The following is a 22775-nucleotide window of genomic DNA, read 5'->3' on the forward strand; positions in this document are numbered from 1 at the left end:
CCGCCGCTCAGCTGCGCGCGGCCCTGCAGCAAAAGCTGCCGGAGTACATGGTGCCCTCGGCCTTCGTGCCCCTGGCGGCCCTGCCCCTGTCCACCAGCGGCAAGGTGGACAAGAAGGCCCTTCCCGCTCCCGAGAGCGCCACCGCGAAGGACACGTACGTGGCGCCGCGTACCCCGGTGGAAGAGATGCTCGTCGCCATCTGGTCCGAGGTGCTCGGAGTCGAGCGCGTCGGCACGGGCGACAACTTCTTCGAGCTGGGAGGACACTCGCTGGTGGCCACGCAGCTGGTCTCCCGGCTGCGGAGCACCTTCGGAGTGGAGCTGTCGCTGCAGGACTTCTTCGAGCACGCCACGGTGGCCGAGCTGGCGGCCCGGCTGGCGGCGGCGGGACCGGATCAGAGCGTGCTCCCGCCGGTGGTGTCCACGCCGCCCGCTGATCATCTGCCACTGACGCACGCGCAGCGAGCGTACTGGTCGCCGGAGCGAATGGGCCCGGACAGTCCGCTCAACCTGGTCGTCCGGGCGATGCGCTTCTCGGGCGAGCTGGACGTGGACGCGCTCGAGCGGAGCCTCCAGGAGCTGGTGCGGCGCCACGAGAGCCTGCGCACCACGTTCCCCACGGTGGACGGAGAGCCCGTGCAGAAGGTATTGCCGCGGCTGGAGCTGCCCCTGTCGGAGGTGGATCTGGGCCACCTGGCCCCCGCCGAGCGCGAGGAGGCCGCCCTGCGCCACCTCCGCCAGGAAGCCTGGCGCCCGTTGGACCTGGAGCGGGGTCCGCTGCTGAGGACCGGGCTGCTGCGCCTGGGTGAGCAGGAGCACATCCTGCTGCTCGTGCTGCACCACGCGGTGACGGACCTCGTCTCCGAGCAGGTGATGATGCGCGAGCTGGGCGCCCTCTACGAGGCGTTCTCGCGGAGCCAGACCTCTCCGCTGCCCGAGCCGGCCCTGCAGTACCGCGACTTCACCCGCTGGCAGCTGGAGCGGCTGCGGGGAGAGGAGCTGGAGCGGCTGCGCCAGTGGTGGAGCCAGAAGCTGGAGGGCATCTCGCCAGCGCTGGAGCTGCCGTATGACCGGGCCCGCCCGGCCCAGGGCACGCTGCGATGCGCGTGGCACGAGCTCGTCGTCCCGGGCTCCGTGTGGAGCGAGCTGCGCGGGCTGAGCCGCCGCGAGGGGGCCACGCCGTTCATCCTGCTGCTGACGGCCCTGCAGACGATGCTGGCGCGCGTGTCGGGCCGTTCGGACGTGCTCGTCGGCTTCGCTCACGCCAACCGGCCCCGCCCCGAGCTGGACGCGGTGGTGGGCATGATGGCCAACCTGCTCATGGTGCGGGGCGAGCTGTCCGGCGATCCCACCTTCCTCGAGCTGCTAAAGCGCGTGCGCGCCGCCTACCTGGAGGCCTTCGCCCACCAGGAGTTGCCGCACGCCGAGCTGATGAAACTGCTGAACGGCACGCCGCACCAGGGCCCGCCCTACCCCGTGGGCATGTCCTACTCCGAGGAGGAGGAGGAGCAGGAGGCGCTGGTGGCGGGCCTCACCACGAGGCCGGTGCCGCTCGAGCTGGAGCTCACGATCAGCGACCTGTCGCTCCACTTCCGCGAAACGCCCGAGGGGCTGGCGGTGAGCATCGAGTACCGCACGGAGCTCTTCGAGGCCGCCACGGTGGAAGCGCTGGGTGACTACCTGCGGGTGCTGATGGAGTGCGTCGCGGCCGATCCCCGGCAGCGGCTGGAGTCGCTGCCGGTGCCTCCCGTGGGTGTGCGTGCGAAGCGAGAGGTGGCGTCATGAATCTGCTGTGGATGCTCCTGCGCACCTCGCGTTGGGTGGTGCTGCTGTCGATCCTGTGTGGCGCGGCCTCGGGAGCCAGCAGCGCCGGCATGATCTCGCTCATCACCCGCGTGCTGAGCAGCGGTGGCCAGGTCACCCGTGAGACCACGCTGCAGTTCATCCTGCTCGGTGCGTTGGTGCTGACCACCCGTATCGGCTCACAGACGCTGCTCAACACCCTGCACCACCAGGTGGTGTACGACCTGCGAATCGGGCTCAGCCGCCGCTTCCTCTCCACGCCCCTGCGGCAGCTCGAGGGGCTGGGGGCCCACCGTCTGATCGCGGCCCTCAACAACGACATCCTCGCCGTGAGCACCGGACTGCTGGCGCTGCCCAACACCATCATCAACCTCGCCGTCGTGCTCGGCTGTCTGGCCTACCTGGCGTGGCTCTCCTGGTGGGTCTTCCTGTCGTTCATCGCGTTCCTGGCGGTGGGGATGCTCACCTACTGGCTGCCGGCCTCCTACTCCCTGCGGTTGATGAAGGGCTCGCGCGAGGCCTACGACATGCTGCAGAAGCACTTCCGCACCCTCACCGAGGGCCTCAAGGAGCTGAAGATCCACCACCTGCGGCGCCACGCCTTCCTCGACGAGGACCTGGACGGCACCGCGAACAGGCTGCGGCGGCTGGACACCACCAGCAGCAACATCGACTCCGCCAACGCGAGCTGGGGCCTGTTCCTCTTCCTCGGGTTCATCGGCCTGCTGCTCTTCGCCCTGCCGGCCTTCGGCGCGGTGAAGTTCGAGGCGCTCACCGGCTACGTGCTCACCATCCTCTACATGCAGCAACCGCTGGACGCGGTGATGGGCAACTTCCACGGCCTGGGCCAGAGCGTGGTGGCCCTGCGGAAGCTCGAGGCGCTCACACTGGGTGTCGAGCCCGAGGTGCCCCCCGCCTCCGAGAACGCCACCTTCCGCCGGCTGGAGCTGGTGGGCATCACCCACGTCTACCGGCGCGAGGACGACGAGGACGGACGCTTCACGCTGGGCCCCATCCACCTGACGTTCGAGCCCGGGGAGCTGGTCTTCCTGGTGGGAGGCAACGGCAGTGGGAAGACGACGCTCGCCAAGCTCATCATCGGCCTGTACGCGCCCGAGGGCGGCACGCTGCTGTGGGACGGAGAGCCCGTCACGGACGCCCGGCGCGAGCACTACCGCCAGCTCTTCTCGGTCATCTTCTCCGACTTCCACCTCTTCGATCGGCTGTTGGGTCTGGAGACACAGGGACGCACCAGCGAGGTGCAGGGCTACCTCGAGCGGTTGCACCTGAGCCACAAGGTGAAGGTGGTGGACGGGAAGCTGTCCACCACGGCGCTGTCCCAGGGTCAGCGCAAGCGCCTGGCGCTGCTGGTGTGCTGGCTGGAGGATCGCCCCTTCTACGTGTTCGACGAGTGGGCGGCGGATCAGGATCCCATCTTCAAGGCCGTCTTCTACGAGCAGCTGCTGCCGGACCTGAAGAAGCGGGGCAAGACCGTCTTCGTCATCACGCACGACGATCGTTACTTCCACCTGTGCGACCGTCTCATCCGACTGGACTCCGGCCAGCTCCTGACGGACGAGCCGCAGCGAGTAGCACTGTCCCAGGCCGTCAACTCCCGCTGAGGCCCGCTCCGGAATACGTATGCCCCTGCCCAACCCCTGGCACGAGCTGCTCGAATCCTTCACGCACGTCAACCAATACGACTCGTGGTTTCCTGGCCGGGTGAACTACCTGCGGGACTACACGCGCTGGCGGAACCAGGTGCGCCACGGACCGAACCTCCCGGCGACGGGGCCCGAGCGGCTGACGGTGGTCCTGCTGAGCTACCGGCGGGTGCGCAACATCGAGCCGATGGTGAACAGCCTGCTACGAGCGGACTTCGTCGGCCGCGTCCTGGTGTCCAACAACAATCCGGCCTACCGCATCTCGGACTGGGTGCGGGTGCGCGACGAGCGGCTGCACCTGGTGGATCAATCCGAGCGCCGGTACGCGGGCATCCGCTTCGAGCTGGCGCGCGGCGAACAGGGTGAGTACTTCGCCAGCATCGACGACGACACCTTCCTGTCACCCGAGCAGCTCCGGCAGCTCTTCACCATGCTCGTGACGGATCCGAGCACGCCCCACGGCATCCAGGGAGAGCTCTACAAGGGCCGGCCGGGAGAGCCGACCAACGACGATTGGAGGCCCGGGCTGGTCGGCGAGCGCCGGGTGGACGCGATCAACCGCGTGTACTTCTTCACCCGAGAGCACCTGGAGGAGCTCTACCGGCTGGCGGGCCTGCTGGGCCTGAACGTGCCGACACTGGCCAACGGCGAGGATCTGCTGCTGAGCGCCTGTGGGCGACTCCGTCCGCGCGTCCATGACGTGGGTCCGGTGGCGCAGTGCCTCTCGGCACACCGGCTCGGGGTGGCCACGTGGCGCACCCGCCAGGACTTCTTCCAGGAGCGTACGGATCTGCTGCTGCGCCTGCGCCAGCTCAAACCCCTGGCCGACTCCTAGCTCCCGACGATTCCTTCCCCCCTCCTCTACAGTAGACACATGACCATGTACCTCAAGCCCAACGTCGCCATCGAGCCGCTCTACAACCAGTGGTACACGTGGTGTTACCTGCTCTCACCCGCGACGGCGCCGCTGTACGTGACGAACCTGCACATCAAGGTGATGCAGTCGTTCGTGGCCAATCCGGACGTGCACGTGGCGGCGCTGAAGAACCCGGCGCTGATGGGAGGACCCTTCCTCAACTACCCGGCCTCGCGGGTGGCGGACGTGAAGGCGCTGTTGGATCGCACCCTGCGCGAGCAGGCGCACATGGTGGCCTTCACCAAGGCGGTGGCGGAGCTGGAGCAGCTGCTGGCCATCAATGCCACGGGCCCGTCGATGGAGAGCCTCTATCCGAAGGTGCCGGACGTGCTGCGCGGCTACGTGGAGCTGACGTACGACATGGTGCACCGCGCGAGCATCCGCTTCATCGAGCCGCTGCTGTACCACAGCCGCTACAATCAGGAGTCGTCGCAGAGCGTGTTCCTGATGCAGGTGGACGGGGACGCGCGCAAGTTCATCTACAGTACGCCGCGGCTCGAGGGGGAGTCGCCGCTGTGGCTGAAGGTGCCCTTCCGCCACGAGGGCCTGGACGAGCTGTTCCGGATGCGCACGACGCCGGGCTCGCCGGGGAAGGTGGCGGAGATGCTGGGGGTGCCCGCGAGCGCGGCGAACGAGTTCGCGGCGCTCTTCACGGAGACGCCGCCGCGGCGCCCGGAGCGCTGGACGGGGGACGGGGTGCGCATGCGCTACTTCGGCCACGCGTGCGTGCTGATGGAGTCCCGGGAGACGTCGGTGCTGACGGATCCGGTGATCAGCTACGAGTTCCCGACGGACCAGCCGCGCTTCACGCACGCGGATCTGCCCGAGCGGATCGACTACATGGTGCTCACCCACGCGCACGCGGATCACCTGATGATGGAGACGCTGATCCAACTGCGTCACCGGGTGGGGACGGTGGTGGTGCCGCGCAACAACGGCGGAGGACTGGCGGATCCGTCACTGCGGCTGATGCTGGAGCACAACGGCTTCCGCAACGTGGTGGAGCTGGACGAGTTGCAGCGCCTCGCGATTCCGGGCGGGTCGATCACCGGGTTGCCGTTCATCGGTGAGCACTGCGATCTGTCGATCCAGGCGAAGCTCGCGCACCTGGTGCAGATGGGAGGCAAGTCGTTCCTGATGGCGGCGGATTCGAACGCGCTGGAGCCGCGGCTGTACCAGCACCTGCGGGAGGTGGTGGGAGAGATCGACGTGCTGTGCCTGGGGATGGAGTGCGAGGGCGGGCCGATGAGCTGGATGTACGGGCCGCTATTGAGCCAGCCAGTGCCGCGCAAGGTGGACCAGTCGAGGAGACTGAACGGGTCGAACTGCGCGCGAGCCAGCGAGATCGTGAACCACCTGAACCCGAAGGAGGTCTACATCTACGCGATGGGCCAGGAGCCGTGGCTGAGACACGTGATGGCGCTGGCGTACGACGAGAAGGCGCCGCAGATCGTCGAGTCCAACAAGTTGCTCGAGTACTGCCGGGGCCGGGGAATCCGAGCCGAGAGGCCGTACATCCAGATGGAGAAGGTGTTCGTCTGACGAAGAACACGAGGGTTTCGCATGCTCCCTCTCCCTCTGGGAGAGGGCGGGGGGTGAGGGTAACCGGACCCCGGGATGCGGAGTTGGCAAGCTCCACCTGCGGGTAGATGGTACGGTCCGTCGCCGTTTCCGTACCCATCACCCGGAGGTCTCAACCCATGACGAACACTCGTTCCACGTCGTACCTGAGCATTCCGACCCTGGCCGCGCTCATCCTCCTGGCCGCGACGCCGGCGCTGGCGCAGAAGACCATTGCGCCGCCGAAGGCGCCCGTGAGCCCGATGGAGATGGCGGCGAAGAAGCTGGATGACACGACGTACGTGAAGGTGACGTACCACTCGCCGCGCATCCAGGATCCGAAGACGGGCAAGAAGCGGGTCATCTTCGGCAAGCTGGTGCCCTACGGGGAGGTGTGGAGGCTGGGAGCGAACGCCGCCACGGAGCTGACCACGACGGGGGACATCGAGCTTGCGGGCCAGCGGCTGCCGGCGGGCACCTACGCGCTCTTCACCATTCCGCAGGCGGACAAGTGGACGCTCATCGTCAACAAGGACGTGGGCCAGTGGGGCGCCTACAAGTACAACAAGGACAATGACGTCCTGCGGGTGGACGTGCCGGTGAAGAAGAGCGCGGACACCTACGAGGCGTTCACCATCGCCTTCGATGAGAAGGGCACGGCGCTGAACTTCTCGTGGGAGAACACGCAGGTCTCCGTGCCAGTCCAGCCGGCGAAGAAGGGCTGAGCGGGCCACCCCCGGGTGCGGAAGCCACGCGCCTCCGCGCCCAGGGGTTCTCACTTCGAGCGCTTCAACCCTGCCCCACTCAGAAGGTGACGAAGTGGGGAGACCGCGGCGTCGAGCCGAAGAAGTCAGGGTAGATGGCGACGAAGCGGCTTCCCTGCACGATCGGGTACGGCCAGGAAAGGGTCGTGGGATCTTCCGTGATCGAATTCCCGGTCAAGGTGCCACTCACCTCGAGGTAGCCGGTGTGAAGGGAGAGCTCCTCCAGGTAGGTAGCGCCCGGGCCGCCGGCCCCGCCATTCGACGGCACGAAGTGCCCCTGCAGACCCACCACCTTCACGGAGCCCAGAGTGCTCGGGTCCAGACGGTGGGTGCGGATGCGAACCCAGTTACCGAAGCCGCGGTAATACTCGCCAAAGGAGTAGGCAACAACGAGCCCCTCGGCATTGGCCGCGATCGCGATCCGCGGCGTGAGCTTCGAGGTCGCCAACTCGACGGTCCCGGGCGTCAGCGAGCAGGTGCCGGACGAAACCACCTCGCTCTGGACGGAGATTCTGTAGAGCGGCTGGTAGTACGGAGCCGACGGATCGGCGTCCTGCCGCACCTTGACCGAATAATCACAGCCCTGCCAGGAGACTCGCGCCTCGTTGACGACGGGCAGCTCGGCATGGGCCGATGAACCGAGCAACGCGACAATCCCAACGGCAATCGTTCCAAGAATGCGCATGAATGCGGCCTCCACGGGGTAGAGGCCGCGGACTCTATGCGACTCGAGCCGCCCTCCCTATGGGGAAGTTTTGCCTTTCCTGACCTCCGGTCAAATGCTATCGGAAACAAGCAATCCCGTCTTTCACTGAGAAAACGGTCAGAAGCGGCACGGGGCCAGTCGCCTCGCGTCGCCCCACCCTGGAAGGAGACACCCTTGAGGATCTCGAGATTCGTCACATCCCTGGCATTGGCAGGCGCGCTTTCCGCCTGTGGCGACGGCCTCCCGGCCGAGGCTCCCGGGCTCGAGCCCGTCGGGTCCGTCGGGTCCGCGCTGGACTGCGCCGCCATGAGTGCTCCCGTGTATCACCGCATCCGGCCGACGTCGGGTGACAGCCTCTACACGACCAACGCGAACGAGGCGGCCAACGCCGCGACGACCTACGGCTACACCGACGACCGCGGCGTGGCCTTCCGCGCCTCCACCGCCACGGGAACGGGGCTGTCCCCCGTCTACCGCATCTACAGCCCGAGCCGGGGCGAGCACTTCTGGACCATCGACGCGACGGAGAAGCAGAACCTCGTGAGCACGGGGGGCTTCACCACCGACGAGGGCATCGGCTTCTACGCCTCGAAGACGGCGGACCCGTGCCTCGTGCCCGTGTACCGCTACTCCAACACGGCGCTCAAGAAGCACCGCTTCGCCATCACCGACGCCGAGCGCAACAGCCTGAGCGCCGCCGGATGGGTCGACGAGGGCATCAAGCTCTACGCCGCGCCCTCCTCCACCCAGCCCATCGACACGAAGTTCACCTTCGTCGTCATCCCGGACACGCAGAACGAGGTCGTCAACAACTCGACACTGATCGACCACCGCATGCAGTGGCTCGCCGACAACAAGTCCGCGCTCGACCTCCGCTTCGTGATGCAGACCGGCGACATGATGAACTGGGACACGCCCGACCACATCCAGTACGAGCGCGCCAGCAATGCGCTCGAGAAGCTGGAAGCCGCCGGCATTCCCTACGCGCTCGCCATTGGGAATCATGACACGGCGGCCACCTGCACTGGCGGCGGTGCCTGCCCCGGCAACGTGAACGCCAACCTGCGCAACACCACCACGTTCAACACGTACTTCCCGACGACGCGGTTCAAGGCGCTCGCTGGCGTGTACGAGACGGGGAAGTGTGACAATGCCTATCACACGTTCTCGGCGGGCGGCCTGAACTGGCTCGTGCTCAACCTGGAGTTGTGGGCCCGCACGGGCGCGGTCGAGTGGGCGAAGACGGTGCTGGCCCAGCATCCCCGCCACAACGTCATCGTCATCACCCACTCACACCAGACGAGCAGCGGCGGCATCGAGCAGAGCAACGGTGGCTATGGCAACAACAGCCCCCAGTACGTGTTCGACAACGCGCTCAAGCAGTACGCCAACGTGCGGTTCATCTTCTCCGGCCACGTGGGAACCTCGGCCTACCGCGAGGTCACCGGCGTCCAGGGCAACAAGATCCACCAGATCCTGACGACCTACCATGACTCGACGACGAACCCGACGCGGCTGATCGAGGTCGACACCGCCGCGAACACCTTCTCCACGCGCGTGTACTCGCCCTACACGAACGCGGAGAAGCAGGACGGCTCGAAGTTCACCATCAGCAACGTCTCCTGGGTCCGCTAGGATGGCCGGCGCCGGAAGAAGCGGGTCCGGCGACGGAGAGCGGCGATGATGAACGACGAGGAGCTGCTGGGTAAGACGCTGCATGTAGCGCGGGAGGCGGGCCTGCTCCTGCTCCGCAAGCACGGCTCCGTGCTCCCGTTCGGGTTGACGCTCGACACGTCGGGCGGCAACCCAAGGACCTGGTTTCCCCGAGACCAATTGCCACGCGCCTCGTGGGACGAGTTGTTGGATGCCACCATCGGGCATCTCGAGCAATGCGGCGCCTCGGCCGACGTGGGGGCGATCGCACTCGCCACCACGCTTGAGTCCGGAAGCGAGTCCGGCCTGGGCATCCAGGTCGAGACGCGCGCCTCGTCGCTCTTCCTGGTGTACCCCTACAGCGGAACCGGGCAGAGCTGGCGTCTCGGGGAGCCCCAGACCGCGCAGGGGCTGCTCGTGGGACCGCTCCTGGCGGTGACCACGGGGCGTTGAGCGCGGGCTCCAGGGGATTGGATTCCCGGCCAGGCAGCCATCCCTGCCTTGCGCGGCGCCCTCATCGGACCCGTATTTAAGTCGGTTGACTTGTTCAGTCGATTGACTTAGTTCTTCTCGCGTGGGCTCGAGGACGTTCCAACCCCCGGAGGTCGTGATGAGTGCCGACGACAGCAAGAAGCTCCTGGGAAAGGTCCCGGTGCGCTGATGGGCCCGAGCAAATCCGACCGGGGCAGCGAGACGCGCGAGCTTCTCCTCGTCACCGCCGAGCGCCTGTTCGCCGAGCACGGGGTCGAGGCCGTCTCCAATCGCCAGATCAGCGAGGCGGCCGGCCAGTCCAACAACTTCGCTGTTGGCTACCACTTCGGCTCCAGGGAGGAGCTCATCCTGGCGATCGTGCGCCGGCATTCCGAGTCGATGGATCGGCGGCGGACCGAAATGCTCGCGAAGATCACCGGCTCGCCCGACCTGCGCGACTGGGTGTCCTGCTTCGTGCGGCCGACCACCGAGCACCTCGCCTCGCTGGGCACGCCCTCCTGGTATGCGCGGTTCATCGCCCAGGTGATGACCCACCCCGCCTTGCGTGAGCGCGTGAGCAAGGAGTCGTTCACCTCGCCCTCGCTGCAGCAGGCCATCGAAGGCATGTCCCGGCTGGTCCCGCGTCTGCCCGAGGACGTGCAGCAGGAGCGTAACGACATGGGCCGGTTGCTGATCGTGCACATGTGCGCCGAGCGGGAACGCGCGCTGCACGCGGGCACTGCCCAGCCCCGCTCGACCTGGGACTCCATCGCGGCCGGTCTGGTCGACGCGCTCGTCGGCTTGTGGCTGGCCCCCGTCTCCGCCCGCCGGTGACCTCGCTGGACGAGCCCGACACACCCGGCAAAGGCAACACATCCGTCTGAAACCACCGAAGTGAAGAAGGAATGCGCATGACCGCGAACAAGAAAGGTGTGCCCTCGTTCTCCCCGGAAGCGCTGAGGGAGAAGTACCGGCTCGAGCGTGAGAAGCGGCTGCGTCCCGACGGCGACACCCAATACCTCGACCTCAGCCGCGTCTACCCGGATTTCGACAAGGATCCGTACGTCGAGCCCGGCTTCACCCGCCCGGCGGTGACCGAGAAGATCGACGTGCTCATCGTCGGCGGTGGCTTTGGCGGCATGTTGTCGGCGGTGCGGCTGCGCCAGGCGGGGGTCGATTCCTTCCGCATCATCGAGAAGGGCGGCGACTTCGGCGGCACCTGGTACTGGAACCGCTATCCCGGCGCCGCCTGCGACGTGGAATCCTATATCTACCTGCCGCTGCTGGAGGAGACCGGCTACATCCCAACGGAGAAGTACGCCAAGGCGCCGGAGATCTTCGCCCACTGCCAGCGGATCGGCCGGCAGTTCGACCTCTACAAGACGGCGCTGTTCCAGACCCTGGTCGAGAAGATGGACTGGGACGAGGACACCCGGCGCTGGAACATCACCACCAACCGGGGCGACAGGCTCGCGGCGCGATTCGTCATCATCGCCGGTGGCATCCTCCACAAGGCCAAGCTGCCCGGCATCCCTGGGATCGAGACCTTCAAGGGTCACAGCTTCCACACCAGCCGGTGGGACTATGCCTATACCGGCGGCGGACCCATGGGCGGCCTGAGCAAGCTTGCCGACAAGCGCGTGGGCGTCATCGGGACGGGCGCGACCGCGATCCAGGCAATCCCCCACCTCGGTGCCTCGGCCAAGAAGTTGTACGTCTTCCAGCGCACGCCCTCGAGCGTCGGCGCGCGGGACAACCGGCCCACCGACGAGGCCTGGGTGAAGACACTCCAGCCCGGCTGGCAGAAGGAGCGCATGGTCAACTTCACCGCCATCGTCTCCGGCGGCGAGATGGACGTCGACATGGTACGGGACGGGTGGACGTACATCTTCGATGGTAGCGAGAGCCGCCGCGCCAGGACCCCCGAGGAGGCGGCCGAGCTCCGCCAGCTGGCGGACTTCCGCAAGATGGAGGAGATCCGCGCGCGGGTGGCCTCCATCGTGAAGGACCCGGTGACGGCCGAGGCGCTCAAGCCCTACTACGATCCGCTGTGCAAGCGGCCCTGCTTCCACGATGAATACCTGGACACGTTCAACCGCCCCAACGTCCAGCTCGTGGATACCGAGGGCAAGGGCGTGGAGCGCATCACGCCCAACGGCGTGGTGGTGAATGGCAAGGAATACGAGGTCGACTGCCTGGTCTACGCCTCGGGCTTCGAGGTCACGGGCGACTACACCCGCCGGCTGGGCTTCGACATTCGCGGGCGTGGCGGCAAGTCCCTGCGTGACAGCTGGGCCAATGGCGCGGCGACGTTCCACGGCATGTACAGCCGCGGCTATCCGAACCTCGTGATGTTCAGCGCCCCCCAGAGCGGTTGGGCGATCAATTTCGTCCACATCCTCGGTGAGCAGGCGCAACACGCCGCCTACGTCATCGAGCATTGCCTGAAGCAAGGCATCGAGACGATCGAACCGACGGAGAAGGCGCAGCAGCAGTGGTGGGAGGTGATCCTCAGCACCCTCATGAAGGGCGGCACCACCTTCGGCGGTCCCGAGTGCACGCCCGGCTACTACAACAACGAAGGCGTCCGGCCTCCCCCGAGCGCGATGCGCAATGCCGGTTTCGGAGGCGGCACGCTCGAGTTCATCGAAGTCCTGCGGAACTGGCGCGACGGCAACGATCTCGCGGGCATGGAAGTCACGTTTGGAGAGACGTCCCCTACCCCATGATTCATCCACGCCCCCCGGAGGCCCCCATGCATCGATTCCCCTACAAGTCCCTGCTCGCCTGGCTGTTGATGGCGAGCTCCCAGGCCCTGGCCGCCCCTCCACCACCGGCCTATCGCCAGGAGGTGGTGGTGGCCGGCTCCCACTTCCAGGGCGTCCACGGGCTCGCCGTCGATGGCAAGGGGCACCTGCTGGCCAGCAATCTGCTCGGCCAGTCGGTCCACTCCATCGACTTGAAGGATGGCAAGGTATCCACCCTGGTGGGGCCTCCGCTGGGCGGCGCGGATGACGTGACCCTGGGTCCCGACGGCTCGGTCTACTGGACCGGTTATTTCACCGGCCAGTTGATGCGGCGCACCCCGGATGGAAAGACGCGCGTCATCGCCAGGGATCTGCCGGGCCTCAACTCGCTGGCCTTCCGCCGCGATGGCAGGTTCTACGTCACCCAGCTCGGCCGGGGCGATGCGCTGTGGGAAGTGGACCCGAGCGGGAAGAAGCCGCCTCGGAAGGTCCTCTCCGAGCCCGGCTTCCTCAACGGCTTCGAGTTCGGCCCGGACGACAAGCTCTACGGTCCGATCCTGACCAAGGGGCAGATCGCCCGCGTGGACGTGGACACGGGGAAGATCGAGACCGTGGCGGAGGGCTTCACGATTCCGGTCGCCGTCAATTTCGACGCGCGCCGGGAGAACCTCTATGTGGTCGACGCGGCGCGTGGCGAGTTGGTGCGCGTCCGGCTGCCCACGGGCGCCAAGGAGGTCGTCGCGAAGCTGCCCACCGGGCTCGACAACCTGGCCGTGGGCCCGGATGACCAGGTGTACGTGTCCAACATGGTGGACAACGACATCCGCGTGGTCAATCCCGCCGATGGCTCCGTCCGGCCCCTCGTCGAGGCGCGCTTGAGCGTGCCCTCCGGGCTCGCCGTCGCGCCGGATGATCCGGACGAGCAGCTGTACGTGGCGGATGTGTATGCCTTCCGCCGGGTGGGCGGGCGCGATGGGAAGATCAACCAGACGACCCGGGTCCTCTCCACCCGGATGAACTTCCCCATGAACGTGAGCCTGAGCGCGAAGCATGTGGTGCTGAGCACTGCCTACCTGGGCGGCCACAGCAACGTGCAGGTGCTGGATCGCGCCTCTGGCGAGGTCCTGCGGACGATTCCCAATGCGAATGGCGTCCAGGGCGTGCTCGAGCTCGCCGACGGCACGCTGCTCCTCGCCGAGGCCGCCACGGGCCGGCTGGTGCGGGTGGATGCCGCCGAGCCCGCGGGGACCACGATGCTTGCCGAGGGCCTGGAGGGGCCCGTGGGCCTCGCGGCCGACACGGAGGCGAAGGAGCCGGGGGTGTACGTCACGGAGGTGCGCTCGGGGAAGGTGACCCGGGTGCGCCTGTCGGATGGCGCCCGGCGCACGGTGGCCAAGGGCCTCAAGGCCCCCGAGGGCATCGCCCGGCATCCGGATGGAGGGCTGATCGTCGCCGAGGTGGGCCGCAAGCGCCTGGTGCGCATCGAGCCGGCCACGGGCCGGTTGACCGTGCTCGCGAGCGGCCTGCGCATCGGTCTGCCCGAGAACGCGGGCATGCCGCCGGGCTACATCCCCACGGGGGTCGCGGTGGGTGGCTCGGGAACCATCTACCTGACGTCCGACATCGAGAGCGCCCTCTACCGCTTCGTCCCCGTGCCCTGAAAGAGAGAGAACGGCAATGAAGGTCCAGAACAAGGTTGTCGTCGTGACCGGTGGCGGAAATGGCATGGGCAGGGAGCTGGTCCTGGCTCTCCTGTCGAAGGGCGCGAGCGTCGCCGCCGTTGACATCAACGCATCCGCCCTCGAGGAGACCCTCGCGCTGGCGGGGCGGAATCGGGACAGGCTGGCCACCTATACCCTGAACATCACGGACCGGGCCCTGGTGGAGGCGCTCCCGGAGCAGGTCATCTCCCGCTTCGGGGCTGTCGACGGCATCATCAACAACGCGGGCATCATTCAACCCTTTGTCAGGTTGAAGGACCTCGACTACGCGGCGATCGAACGGGTGATGAACGTCAACCTGTTCGGAACGCTCTACATGACCAAGGCGTTCCTGCCGCACCTGCTCGCACGCCCGGTGGCGCACATCACGAACATCTCCAGCATGGGTGGATTCCTGCCCGTTCCGGGGCAGACCATCTACGGAGCGGCCAAGGCGGCCGTGAAGCTCCTGACGGAAGGCTTGAGCTCGGAGCTCCTGGGGACGAACGTGAAGGTCACGGTGGTCTTCCCGGGAGCGATTGGCACGAACATCGTGGTGAACTCTGGCGTGACGATGGACAGCCAGCAGGAGAAGCGCCGGGAGGGGCCGCCGCCCAAGGTGCTGGCTCCTGGCAAGGCCGCGCAGATCATCCTCGAGGGCATCGAGAACGACCAGTATCGCGTCCTGGTGGGAGCCGATGCCAGGCTCATGGATGCCATCTACAGACTGAACCCCCAGCGCGCGGCGCGGTTCATCTACACCCAGATGAGTGCCTTGTTGCCGAAGTAGGTCGTCCCCAAAACCCTGTCACCGTCCGAGGACACCGCCCCATGCTCGATCCCAATACCCTGACCCTGCCCGAAAACGCCTCCTTGTTCACCCGCCTGAACCTGGCGCTCAAAATCCTGAAGGTGATCAAGGGCAATGAGGGGAATCCCGTCTATGGCCAGACGCTCAACGCCTGCCTGGACTACAACGTCTATGAATCACTCGCCCAGCGGCTCCAGAGCAGCGCGTATTGGCGCCGCATGCTGTCCGAGCGCCCTTCCCTGGAGAGCAGGAATCTCGACCTGGACGCCCTCGAGCGCCTGCCCGAGGGAACGCTCGGCCATGCGTACGCGCGCTACTTCCGCGACAACAAGATCTCGCCCTTCGAGACGACGCTCGAGATCAAGAACGACATCGACTTCATCGCCAAGCGCTACCGTGAGACGCATGATCTGTTGCACCTGGTGACGGGCTACGGCACGGACGTGATGGGCGAGATGGAGCTGCAGGCGTACGCCCTCGGCAATCTGGGCATCCGGACCGCTGCGCTCATCGTGCTGGTTGGCACGGTCGGACAACTCAAGGACCGGCAGTCCGGAGTCGATTCGTCCGAGTACATGCGGCGGGTGTGGGCCGCGTACCACCGTGGCCGCGCGTCCCCGCTGTTCCTGGACTTCTGGTTCGAGGACCACTGGGAGACCCCCGTGGCCACGCTGAGCGCGAGCCTGTGCGCCCCCGCGACGCAGTTGCACTGACCCGGCTGAGCCTTCTGGCAGGCACTGATTCAACAGAGGTCATGATGAGCGCCGACGACAGCAAGCAGTTCCTGGGAAAGGTCCCGGTGCTCTGGTGAGCTCGAGCAAATCCGACCGGGGCAGCGAGACGCGCGAGCTTCTCCTCGTCACCGCCGAGCGCCTGTTCGCCGAGCACGGGATCGAGGCCGTCTCCAACCGCCAGATCAGCGAGGCGGCCGGCCAGTCCAACAACTCCGCCGTCGGCTACCACTTCGGCTCCAAGGAGGACCTCGTGGTGGAGATCGTCCGCCGGTACTCCGAGTCGGTGGAGCTGCGGCGGACCGAGATGCTCGCGGAGATCACCGGCTCGCCCGACCTGCGTGACTGGGTGTCCTGCCTCGTGCGACCCACCACCCAGCACCTCGCCTCGTTGGGCATCCCCTCCTGGCACGCACGGTTCGTCGCCCAGATGACGACCCATCCCGCCTTGCGCGAGCGCGTGAGCAAGGAGTCGTCCACCTCGCAGTCGCTGCGGCAGGCCCTCGAAGGCATGTTCCGGCTCATCCCGCGTCTGCCCGAGGACGTGCGGCAGGAGCGTAGCGACATGGGACGGTTGATGCTCGTTCACATGTGCGCCGAGCGGGAACGCGCGCTGCACGCGGGCACCGCGAACCCACGCTCGACGTGGACATCCACCGCGGACGGATTGATCGACGCACTCGTCGGATTATGGCTGGCCCCCGTCTCCGCCCGGCGGTGAGCCCGCGGAACGAAAACGGCACACCCCGTGACGCAGTCGGCGTTCGAGCCGGGCGCACGGAGAAAGGAACGTCGTGACAATGGAAGAGCGCATCGTCATCGTGGGAGCCGGCCAGGCCGGAGGCGAGCTGGCCGCCGGCTTGCGCAAGCAGGGCTACAAGGGGCGCGTCCTCCTGTTGGGAGACGAGGCGCATCCGCCCTACCAGCGGCCTCCGCTGTCGAAGGGATTCCTGCAGGGAAAGGTGGCGCTGACCGACCTCTACCTCAAGCCGCTGGCGAGCTATGAGCGCTTCGACATCGAGCTCAAGCCCGGCACGCGCGTCGAGGCCATCGACCGCGCCACGAAGGAGGTCTCCCTGGGGGATGGGAGCCGGCTGGCCTACGACAAGCTCGTCCTGGCCACGGGAGGCCGCGCACGGCCCTTGAGTGTTCCCGGGCTGGCGGGTGCCCGGCCCGAGAACCTGTTCTCCCTGCGGTCCATCGCCGACGTCGAGGCGATGCGCGGGAGGTTCATCCCCGGCAACCGCCTGGTCATCATCGGTGGCGGCTACGTGGGGCTCGAGGTCGCGGCCGTGGCCGTGCAGCTCGGGTTGCGTGTGACGCTGCTGGAGGCGGCGCCTCGCCTGCTCTGCCGGGTGACGGGTCCGGAGGTGTCCGCGTTCATCGAGAAACTCCACCGCGAGCGGGGCGTGGAGCTCCGGCTCTCGTGCGAGGTGCGGAGCATGGAGCTCGACGAGGCGCGCCGCCAGGTGCGCGAGGTGGGCTTCGCGTGTCAGGGCGTGCAGGAGCGGCTCGAGGCCGACCTGGTGCTGGTGGGAATCGGCCTCATTCCGAACACGGAGCTGGCCTCCGCGGCGGGCCTGGCCGTCGACAATGGCATCGTCGTGGACGAGTACGCCTGTACGGCCGATCCGGACATCCTCGCCATCGGGGACTGCGCCAATCAACCCAGCGCCTACACGGGTGGACGCATCCGTCTGGAATCCGTGCCCAATGCCATCGAGCATGCGCGCGTCGCGGCGGCCACGCTGATGGGCAAGCGGGAGCCCTCCGCCGCCATTCCCTGGTTCTGGTCGGACCAGTACGGCTTGAAGCTGCAGATGGTGGGGCTCTCCACCGGCCACGAGCAGTGCGTCACGCGAGGTTCCGTCGAGGGCAAGGAGTTCTCGGCCTTCTACCTCAAGGACAGACGGGTCATCGCCGCGGATGTCATTGGCCGGCCCGCGGAGTTCATGGCCGCGAAGCGGCTGGTCTCGAGCCGGGTGCAGGTGGATGCGGCCCGCCTGGGTGACGCGGCCGTCCCGCTCGCCAGCCTCGCCGCGTGAAGACAGTCAAACCCAACGATCCAGGAGGACATATGGCGAAGATCAAGTTCATCGAGGCGAATGGGAAGCAGCACGAAGTCGAGGCGGAGGAGGGACAGTCCGTCATGCAGGCGGCGACGAACAACCTCGTGCCGGGAATCGTCGCCGAGTGTGGAGGCTTCGCCAGCTGCGCGACCTGCCACGGCTACGTCGATGAGGCCTGGCTGACGAAGCTCCCCCCTCCCGATGCGGCGGAAGAGGGAATGATCGCGTGCGCCTTCCACGTGCAGCCCAACAGCCGGCTGACCTGTCAGCTCAAGATGACGCCCGCGCTGGATGGGCTGGTGGTCCGGCTTCCCGTCTCGCAGACGGAAGAGTGAGGACCGGACAGGTCCCCGCGCTTTTTTCTCCAACACCCAGAAGAGGTTCGACCATGAGCGCCTTTACCGGACAGAAGCTGGACAAGATTCCCGCGCACATCCCGCCGGAGCTGGTCTACGAATACGACAACGCCAGGGATCCGCGGATGCTGGAGGATCCGCACGCCCGGATGCGCTCCCTCATCCTCGAGGCTCCGCCCATCTTCTTCTCCCCATGCAACGGGGGCCAGTGGTTCGTGACCCGGAAGAAGACGATCGTGGACATCACGATGAATCCGGAGGTCTACAGCAACGCCTTCCTCGCGGCCTCGGGGGAACACTCGGGGGAGCACAAGGAGCAGCAGCAGGGTCTGGTGATGCTGCCCATCGCGGTGGATCCGCCGAAGCACACGGCGTACCGGGCGCCGCTCAACCAGCCGCTGGCGGCCAAATCCGTTGCCGGACTCGAGACGGCGATCCGGACCATGACGAACGAGCTCATCGACAAGGTGCTCGGCGCGGGACGCTGCGACTTCCTCTCGGAGATCGCCGAGCCGCTGCCCGTCACGTTGTTCATGAAGCTGGCCGGCATGCCGACCAACCGCCTCGCGGAGTTCCGCCACCTGGCCACGCAGGCGACGTCCGCCACGGTGGATGCAGCGACCCGCGAGGCGACGTTCAAACAAATCGCGGGGATCCTCACGGAGACCATCAAGGCCCGGCAGGAGAAGCGCGAGGATGATCTGATCAGCCGGCTGCTCGACGCGAACATCAACGGCCGCAACCCCACGTTCCATGAGATGTTGGGCTACAGCATCACCCTGTTCCTCGGGGGGCTGGAGACCGTGGTGAATGCCCTGAGCTTCGGTGTCCGGCACCTGGCGCGCGATCAGGAGTTGCAGGCCAGGCTCCGGGCCGACCCCAGCCTCCTGCCTGGAGCCATCGAGGAGCTGCTGCGGCTCTATAGCGTCGCGTCCACGCCCCGGCGGGTGATGCGCGACGTGGTCTGCGAGGGCGTCCAGTTCAAGGAGGGCGACACGGTGTTGTTGCTCCTGCCCGCGGCCAACTACGACGACGCGGCGTTCCCGAACCCCGAGCAGTTCATCCTGGGCCGGCCGGAGCAGCACATGACGTTCAACACGGGTCCGCACCGGTGCGTCGGTCTGAATCTGGCCCGCCTGGAGATGAAGGTGTTCTACCAGGAGTGGTTGAAGCGCGTCCCGCCGTTCCGGCTGGATCCCCAGAACCCGCCTCGGTTCGTGGGTGGCTTCAACCTGGCGGTCACGAGCCTGCCACTGATCTGGGAATAGACAGAGACCCATGCACCCGTCAGAAGAGCCACGAGCCACCCGATTCTGGCCGTTCATGTTCGCCCTCTTCGTGGGGTCGTTCATGTCCGTGCTCAGCTCCAGCACGATCACGATCGCCATTCCCGAGTTGCAGCGGCATTTCGGGGCTGATCTCTCGCAGCTCCAGTGGACCCTGACGGGGTTCATGCTCGCCATGGGCACGAGCGCGCCGCTCACCGGCTATCTGGGTGGGCGCTTCAGTTTCAAATGGCTGTACGTGGCCACCCTGGTGGGCTTCATCCTGGCGTCCGTGCTGTGTGGGGTGGCCTGGGATGCGGGCTCGCTCGTGGCCTTCCGGTTCCTGCAGGGCGCGTTCTGCGGCGCCATCATGCCCGTGACCATGACGCTCATCTACCAGCTCGTTCCACGGGAGCGGCAGGCGCTGGCCGCCAGTCTCTGGAGCCTGTCGGCGAGCCTCGCTCCCGCGTTCGGGCCGACCTTCGCGGGCTGGTTGATCACCCTGGGCAACTGGCGATGGTTGTTCTTCATCAACGTTCCGCTCGGCGTCGTCGCCGTGGGTCTGGCCGTGCGGACCATTCCCTTCTACCGCCTGAAGGCCCCGAAGGCATTCGATCTCCCCGGGCTGCTCACCGTCATCACCGGCACCCTGTCGCTGCTGATCGCCCTGAGCCAGGGAAGGGAGTGGGGGTGGACCCATGGGAAGACAGTGTCCCTGTTCCTGCTCGGGACGCTGTCACTGATCGTCTTCGTCGTCAGGGAGCTGAAGACGAGCGCTCCGCTGCTCGACCTGCGTGTGCTCGCGAATGGCCGCTATCTGGTGACGCTGCTCATCTCGAGCATCATCACGATCAGCCTGTATTCGGGCGCGTTCCTCGTGCCCGTGTTCCTGCAGAAGGTCCAGGGCGTGACGGCGCTCGAGACCGGGTTGATCCTCCTCCCCGCCTCCCTGGCCATGGCGCTCCTGATGCCCCTGGTCGGGCGCCTGTATGGCCCGATCGGGCCGAGCACGCTCATGACGGCTGGCGTCCTGTTGATCGCGGGGGGCACGTATGCCTTGAGCCGTTTGACGCCGGAGGTTCCACACTTCTACATGTTGATGTGGATGGTGGTGCGGAACGTAGGCATCTCCCTCTCCATGATGCCGGCCAGCAACGCGGGCATGGAGCAGATACCGCGCGAGCTGAGCGGCCACGCCTCGTCCATCAGCAACTGGTTGCGAAACGTGTTCGGAGCGTTCTCGATCGCCATCTTCACGTCGCTCCTGTCCACCTTCACGGCCCGGGAGGCGGAGGATCTCGTGCGGCAGGGGATGACGGATCGCCGTCACATCGAGTTGTTCTCGTTCGTGGAGGGCATCAACGACGTCTACCTGGTCGCCACGATCATCACCCTGGTGGCGGTGCCCCTCAGCCTGGGGATCCGCAAGAAGCCGGTGGTGCTCGCGGCCTCCGCGGAAGCACGCTGAGGACACCGCTGAGTCCGGCACCGGGGCGGCGGTGGCCGCCCCGGCGCCCTACCCGCTCACCGGCCTGGTCAGTGGCGAGTGCCATGGCGACTGCGAAACGGTTGGAGCTCAGCGAGGCAGTCGGGCGGGCCTCCGCGAAGGCCGTAAGCGAGCCGTAACCCCGCTCGCGGACCGGCAGGCAGGAGTGTGCAACCTCGTGCCCAGGAGCCAGCCCGTGCCCGAGCATGGGCTGCCGCGTGCCGCGCCCTCGCATGCTCGTTCGTCGCTATCGGAGCGCGCTTGGATACTCCGGACACCCCCGCCAGGACTCGCCAGGTCCTGACTTGATTGGAGGACCGACCCGGCCATGCGTCTCCGAGCGTGCATTGCACTTCTGCTCTATGTCTCAGCATGCGCTACATCAGCGCCCAGCCTGAGAGAGCCAGCGGCCCGGTACCCGAGGCTCGCCAACCTCCAGCGAGCGGCGACGCTGTCCTGGACGGACGGAGGGCGGTGCGCCGTCCGCGAAGCTTCTGAGCCCTGGCCCGTGCTGGTGGAGAGGTGCTTTCATGCCCTCGATCATGACCGGCTCGAGTTTCACGACACAACAGGACGATGCGCGGTGGCCTCGGTGGGTGCCGGTGCAGCGGGAATCGGGGTCTGCGTCCTCGCGGCCCCGGAGATCGTCGTGGGAGCGGTGATCGTCGCGGGCGTGGTGGTGGTGGGATTCGCCATCAAAGAGGCACTCGATGCCTATGAGCTGAAATGGGCCGACCAAGGGGACGCAAGGCCCGCGCCAGAAACGCGCCCTGTGCCTGAAACGACGCCAGCGCCGCAGAAACCTTCGCCGGAAAAAAGGCCCAAGCCGGAGCCCAAAGGACCGGATTTCCCTCCCGTGGGGCCAATCGAAGTCACGGAGCGAGAGCGCCGTCCGGAGTGCAAGCCTCGCCGGGTGCCGCCCAAGGGTGGAAACAAGCTGCACAACAAGTGCGCTGACGGAATCAAGTTCAATGCCTACCGTGGGGCCAACGCGCTGGTTAACGGCAAGGCTTTCGACGCGTTGCAGGTTGTCGCGGGCGTGCTTTGGGAGGTGAAGACTGACAACTTCGACTCGTACCCGCTAGAACTTCAAAACATTGTGATCAGAAAAAAATGTGCATGATTTCCTGATCGAGCGTGAGCTTGCGAGGACATGTGGATTTGACTTCCGGGTCGGTGTGCGAAGCGCAACGCACAAGGCCATGCTGGAGATCGAGGAACCGCAACTCCAGGGCGTTATCGTCCTCATGGATTGGTGCTGAAATGTCCGCCACACGAAAAGACCAGATGACCATGATCGTCTACGCGCCTGCGCTTGCGGTCAATGATGGCCGTCCATTGGCTGTTGTTCATGCAATGGAACGCGCAGTTCCTGGCTTGTGCATCGGGCTTATGATTTCTGACGAGGGACAACTCATCCCGTTACAGGATCGTGATGCACTCGTTGCCCGCGAGAGTAAGCGCGGGGAATTTCCGACTCTGCGCAGCATCGATGACAACTTCCGAGTGAGCGTAATGGGATGGAGGAAACCGGCGGGGATGTCCCCTGGCGGTCGGGCACAGTTTGAATTCCATGTGTCAGTGCCTCTGTCCGCGGACGGCATCGCGGCTGCGGCGGCTTTGCTAGAGGCTGTGGCGGAGGAAGCACACGCGTTCTGGGGGCACGCGACGCCGTTCAGCGCGGGGGTGGACATTGCACGCCAGACGAAGAATCGGCCAGACGACCTGGAGCCGCCTCCCCGTGGCCTGCCGGTGATCAGATCCCCTAGCGCCATGCGCTCGCCAGAGATTCCGCATCGCCTCGGGTGGCTGAACTACTGGTCAGACGCCGCTGCACGGACCATCGGCTTTCCGGACCCGACGTGCGACGCGGAGCTGCTTTCGCGCTCACGGCGTACCGCGACGGGCGGGTGGGTTGTTCGGCTCACTGATGCGCCGCTCGACCTGGACAACCCCGCGCACCTGGACGCGCTTAAACGGGCCTATGAGCGCTTCCCGGAGATCGGCGGGCGCTCCACCCCTTGAGGCTCGGCACTGCTCGCGGTGGCCGTGCTCATCAAGGCGCCGCCTGCTG

Annotated in this window: 21 protein-coding genes; 20 read left to right on the top strand and 1 reads right to left on the bottom strand. The window is 66.6% G+C overall.

The genetic code is table 11. The features are described from left to right. From NR810_RS34655 to NR810_RS34675, 5 genes are all read left to right on the top strand, one after another. On the top strand, positions 1-1784 hold a 1784-nt coding region (locus NR810_RS34655), incomplete at its 5' end, for a condensation domain-containing protein (RefSeq protein ID WP_257458780.1). Then, entirely contained in the window at positions 1781-3424 is a 1644-nt protein-coding gene (locus NR810_RS34660) for a cyclic peptide export ABC transporter (RefSeq protein ID WP_257458781.1), read from the top strand. The genes NR810_RS34655 and NR810_RS34660, both read left to right, overlap by 4 nt. Positions 3425-3443: 19 nt before the next feature. Then, complete coding sequence (locus NR810_RS34665; RefSeq protein ID WP_257458782.1) at positions 3444-4301, top strand: glycosyltransferase family 2 protein; 858 nt, start codon at positions 3444-3446, stop codon at positions 4299-4301. Between the two features lie 39 nt (positions 4302-4340). Continuing rightward, positions 4341-5924 carry an MBL fold metallo-hydrolase gene (locus NR810_RS34670; RefSeq protein ID WP_257458783.1) on the top strand — a complete coding sequence of 528 codons (1584 nt, stop codon included), beginning with the start codon at positions 4341-4343 and terminating at the stop codon, positions 5922-5924. 158 nt (positions 5925-6082) lie between these two features. Then, positions 6083-6667, top strand: a complete 585-nt coding sequence (locus NR810_RS34675; RefSeq protein ID WP_257458785.1) for a DUF2911 domain-containing protein — start codon at positions 6083-6085, stop codon at positions 6665-6667. Between the two features lie 79 nt (positions 6668-6746). On the opposite strand, the gene NR810_RS34680 is transcribed toward NR810_RS34675, so the two are convergent. Continuing rightward, positions 6747-7391 carry a hypothetical protein gene (locus NR810_RS34680; RefSeq protein ID WP_257458786.1) on the bottom strand — a complete coding sequence of 215 codons (645 nt, stop codon included), beginning with the start codon at positions 7389-7391 and terminating at the stop codon, positions 6747-6749. A gap of 327 nt (positions 7392-7718) precedes the next feature. Between NR810_RS34680 and NR810_RS34685 the strand changes: the two genes are divergently transcribed. The 15 genes from NR810_RS34685 (at position 7719) to NR810_RS34750 (ending at position 22726) form a co-directional block, all read left to right on the top strand. Next, positions 7719-9047 (top strand): metallophosphoesterase, encoded by a 1329-nt coding sequence (locus NR810_RS34685; protein WP_257458787.1) that lies wholly within the window; start codon positions 7719-7721, stop codon positions 9045-9047. A 45-nt stretch (positions 9048-9092) separates the two neighbouring features. Next, positions 9093-9518, top strand: coding sequence for a hypothetical protein (locus NR810_RS34690; RefSeq protein WP_257458788.1), 426 nt, complete (start codon positions 9093-9095; stop codon positions 9516-9518). A gap of 207 nt (positions 9519-9725) precedes the next feature. Next, the gene (locus tag NR810_RS34695) at positions 9726-10370 is read left to right on the top strand and encodes a TetR family transcriptional regulator (RefSeq protein WP_257458789.1); all 645 of its coding nucleotides are present in this window, start codon (positions 9726-9728) and stop codon (positions 10368-10370) included. Between the two features lie 77 nt (positions 10371-10447). Next, positions 10448-12265 (top strand): flavin-containing monooxygenase, encoded by a 1818-nt coding sequence (locus tag NR810_RS34700; RefSeq protein WP_257458790.1) that lies wholly within the window; start codon positions 10448-10450, stop codon positions 12263-12265. Positions 12266-12291: 26 nt separating this feature from the next. Further along, complete coding sequence (locus tag NR810_RS34705) at positions 12292-13944, top strand: SMP-30/gluconolactonase/LRE family protein (RefSeq protein WP_257458791.1); 1653 nt, start codon at positions 12292-12294, stop codon at positions 13942-13944. 16 nt (positions 13945-13960) lie between these two features. Continuing rightward, a complete protein-coding gene (locus tag NR810_RS34710) occupies positions 13961-14773 on the top strand; it encodes an SDR family NAD(P)-dependent oxidoreductase (RefSeq protein WP_257458792.1) in 813 nt (270 codons plus the stop codon). Between the two features lie 41 nt (positions 14774-14814). After that, positions 14815-15507, top strand: coding sequence for a ubiquinone biosynthesis protein COQ4 (locus NR810_RS34715; RefSeq protein WP_257458794.1), 693 nt, complete (start codon positions 14815-14817; stop codon positions 15505-15507). Positions 15508-15601: 94 nt separating this feature from the next. Continuing rightward, positions 15602-16246, top strand: coding sequence for a TetR/AcrR family transcriptional regulator (locus NR810_RS34720; protein ID WP_257458796.1), 645 nt, complete (start codon positions 15602-15604; stop codon positions 16244-16246). Between the two features lie 79 nt (positions 16247-16325). Then, the gene (locus NR810_RS34725; RefSeq protein WP_257459014.1) at positions 16326-17570 is read left to right on the top strand and encodes an NAD(P)/FAD-dependent oxidoreductase; all 1245 of its coding nucleotides are present in this window, start codon (positions 16326-16328) and stop codon (positions 17568-17570) included. A gap of 32 nt (positions 17571-17602) precedes the next feature. After that, positions 17603-17929: a (2Fe-2S)-binding protein gene (locus NR810_RS34730; RefSeq protein ID WP_257458797.1), complete on the top strand. Its 327-nt coding sequence runs from the start codon at positions 17603-17605 to the stop codon at positions 17927-17929. A 53-nt stretch (positions 17930-17982) separates the two neighbouring features. After that, entirely contained in the window at positions 17983-19218 is a 1236-nt protein-coding gene (locus NR810_RS34735) for a cytochrome P450 (protein WP_257458798.1), read from the top strand. A 10-nt stretch (positions 19219-19228) separates the two neighbouring features. After that, positions 19229-20683: a DHA2 family efflux MFS transporter permease subunit gene (locus NR810_RS34740; RefSeq protein WP_257458800.1), complete on the top strand. Its 1455-nt coding sequence runs from the start codon at positions 19229-19231 to the stop codon at positions 20681-20683. A gap of 526 nt (positions 20684-21209) precedes the next feature. Beyond that, positions 21210-21824 (top strand): DUF6310 domain-containing protein, encoded by a 615-nt coding sequence (locus NR810_RS34745; protein WP_326522532.1) that lies wholly within the window; start codon positions 21210-21212, stop codon positions 21822-21824. After that, positions 21817-21963, top strand: coding sequence for a DUF6310 domain-containing protein (locus tag NR810_RS52300; protein WP_326522533.1), 147 nt, complete (start codon positions 21817-21819; stop codon positions 21961-21963). The genes NR810_RS34745 and NR810_RS52300 overlap by 8 nt, the downstream gene beginning before the upstream one ends. A 1-nt stretch (position 21964) precedes the next feature. Then, positions 21965-22726, top strand: a complete 762-nt coding sequence (locus tag NR810_RS34750) for a DUF5953 family protein (protein ID WP_257458802.1) — start codon at positions 21965-21967, stop codon at positions 22724-22726. Positions 22727-22775: the final 49 nt, after the last annotated feature.

Origin of the sequence: Archangium lipolyticum (genome assembly GCF_024623785.1) — a bacterium.
Lineage (GTDB): Bacteria > Myxococcota > Myxococcia > Myxococcales > Myxococcaceae > Archangium > Archangium lipolyticum.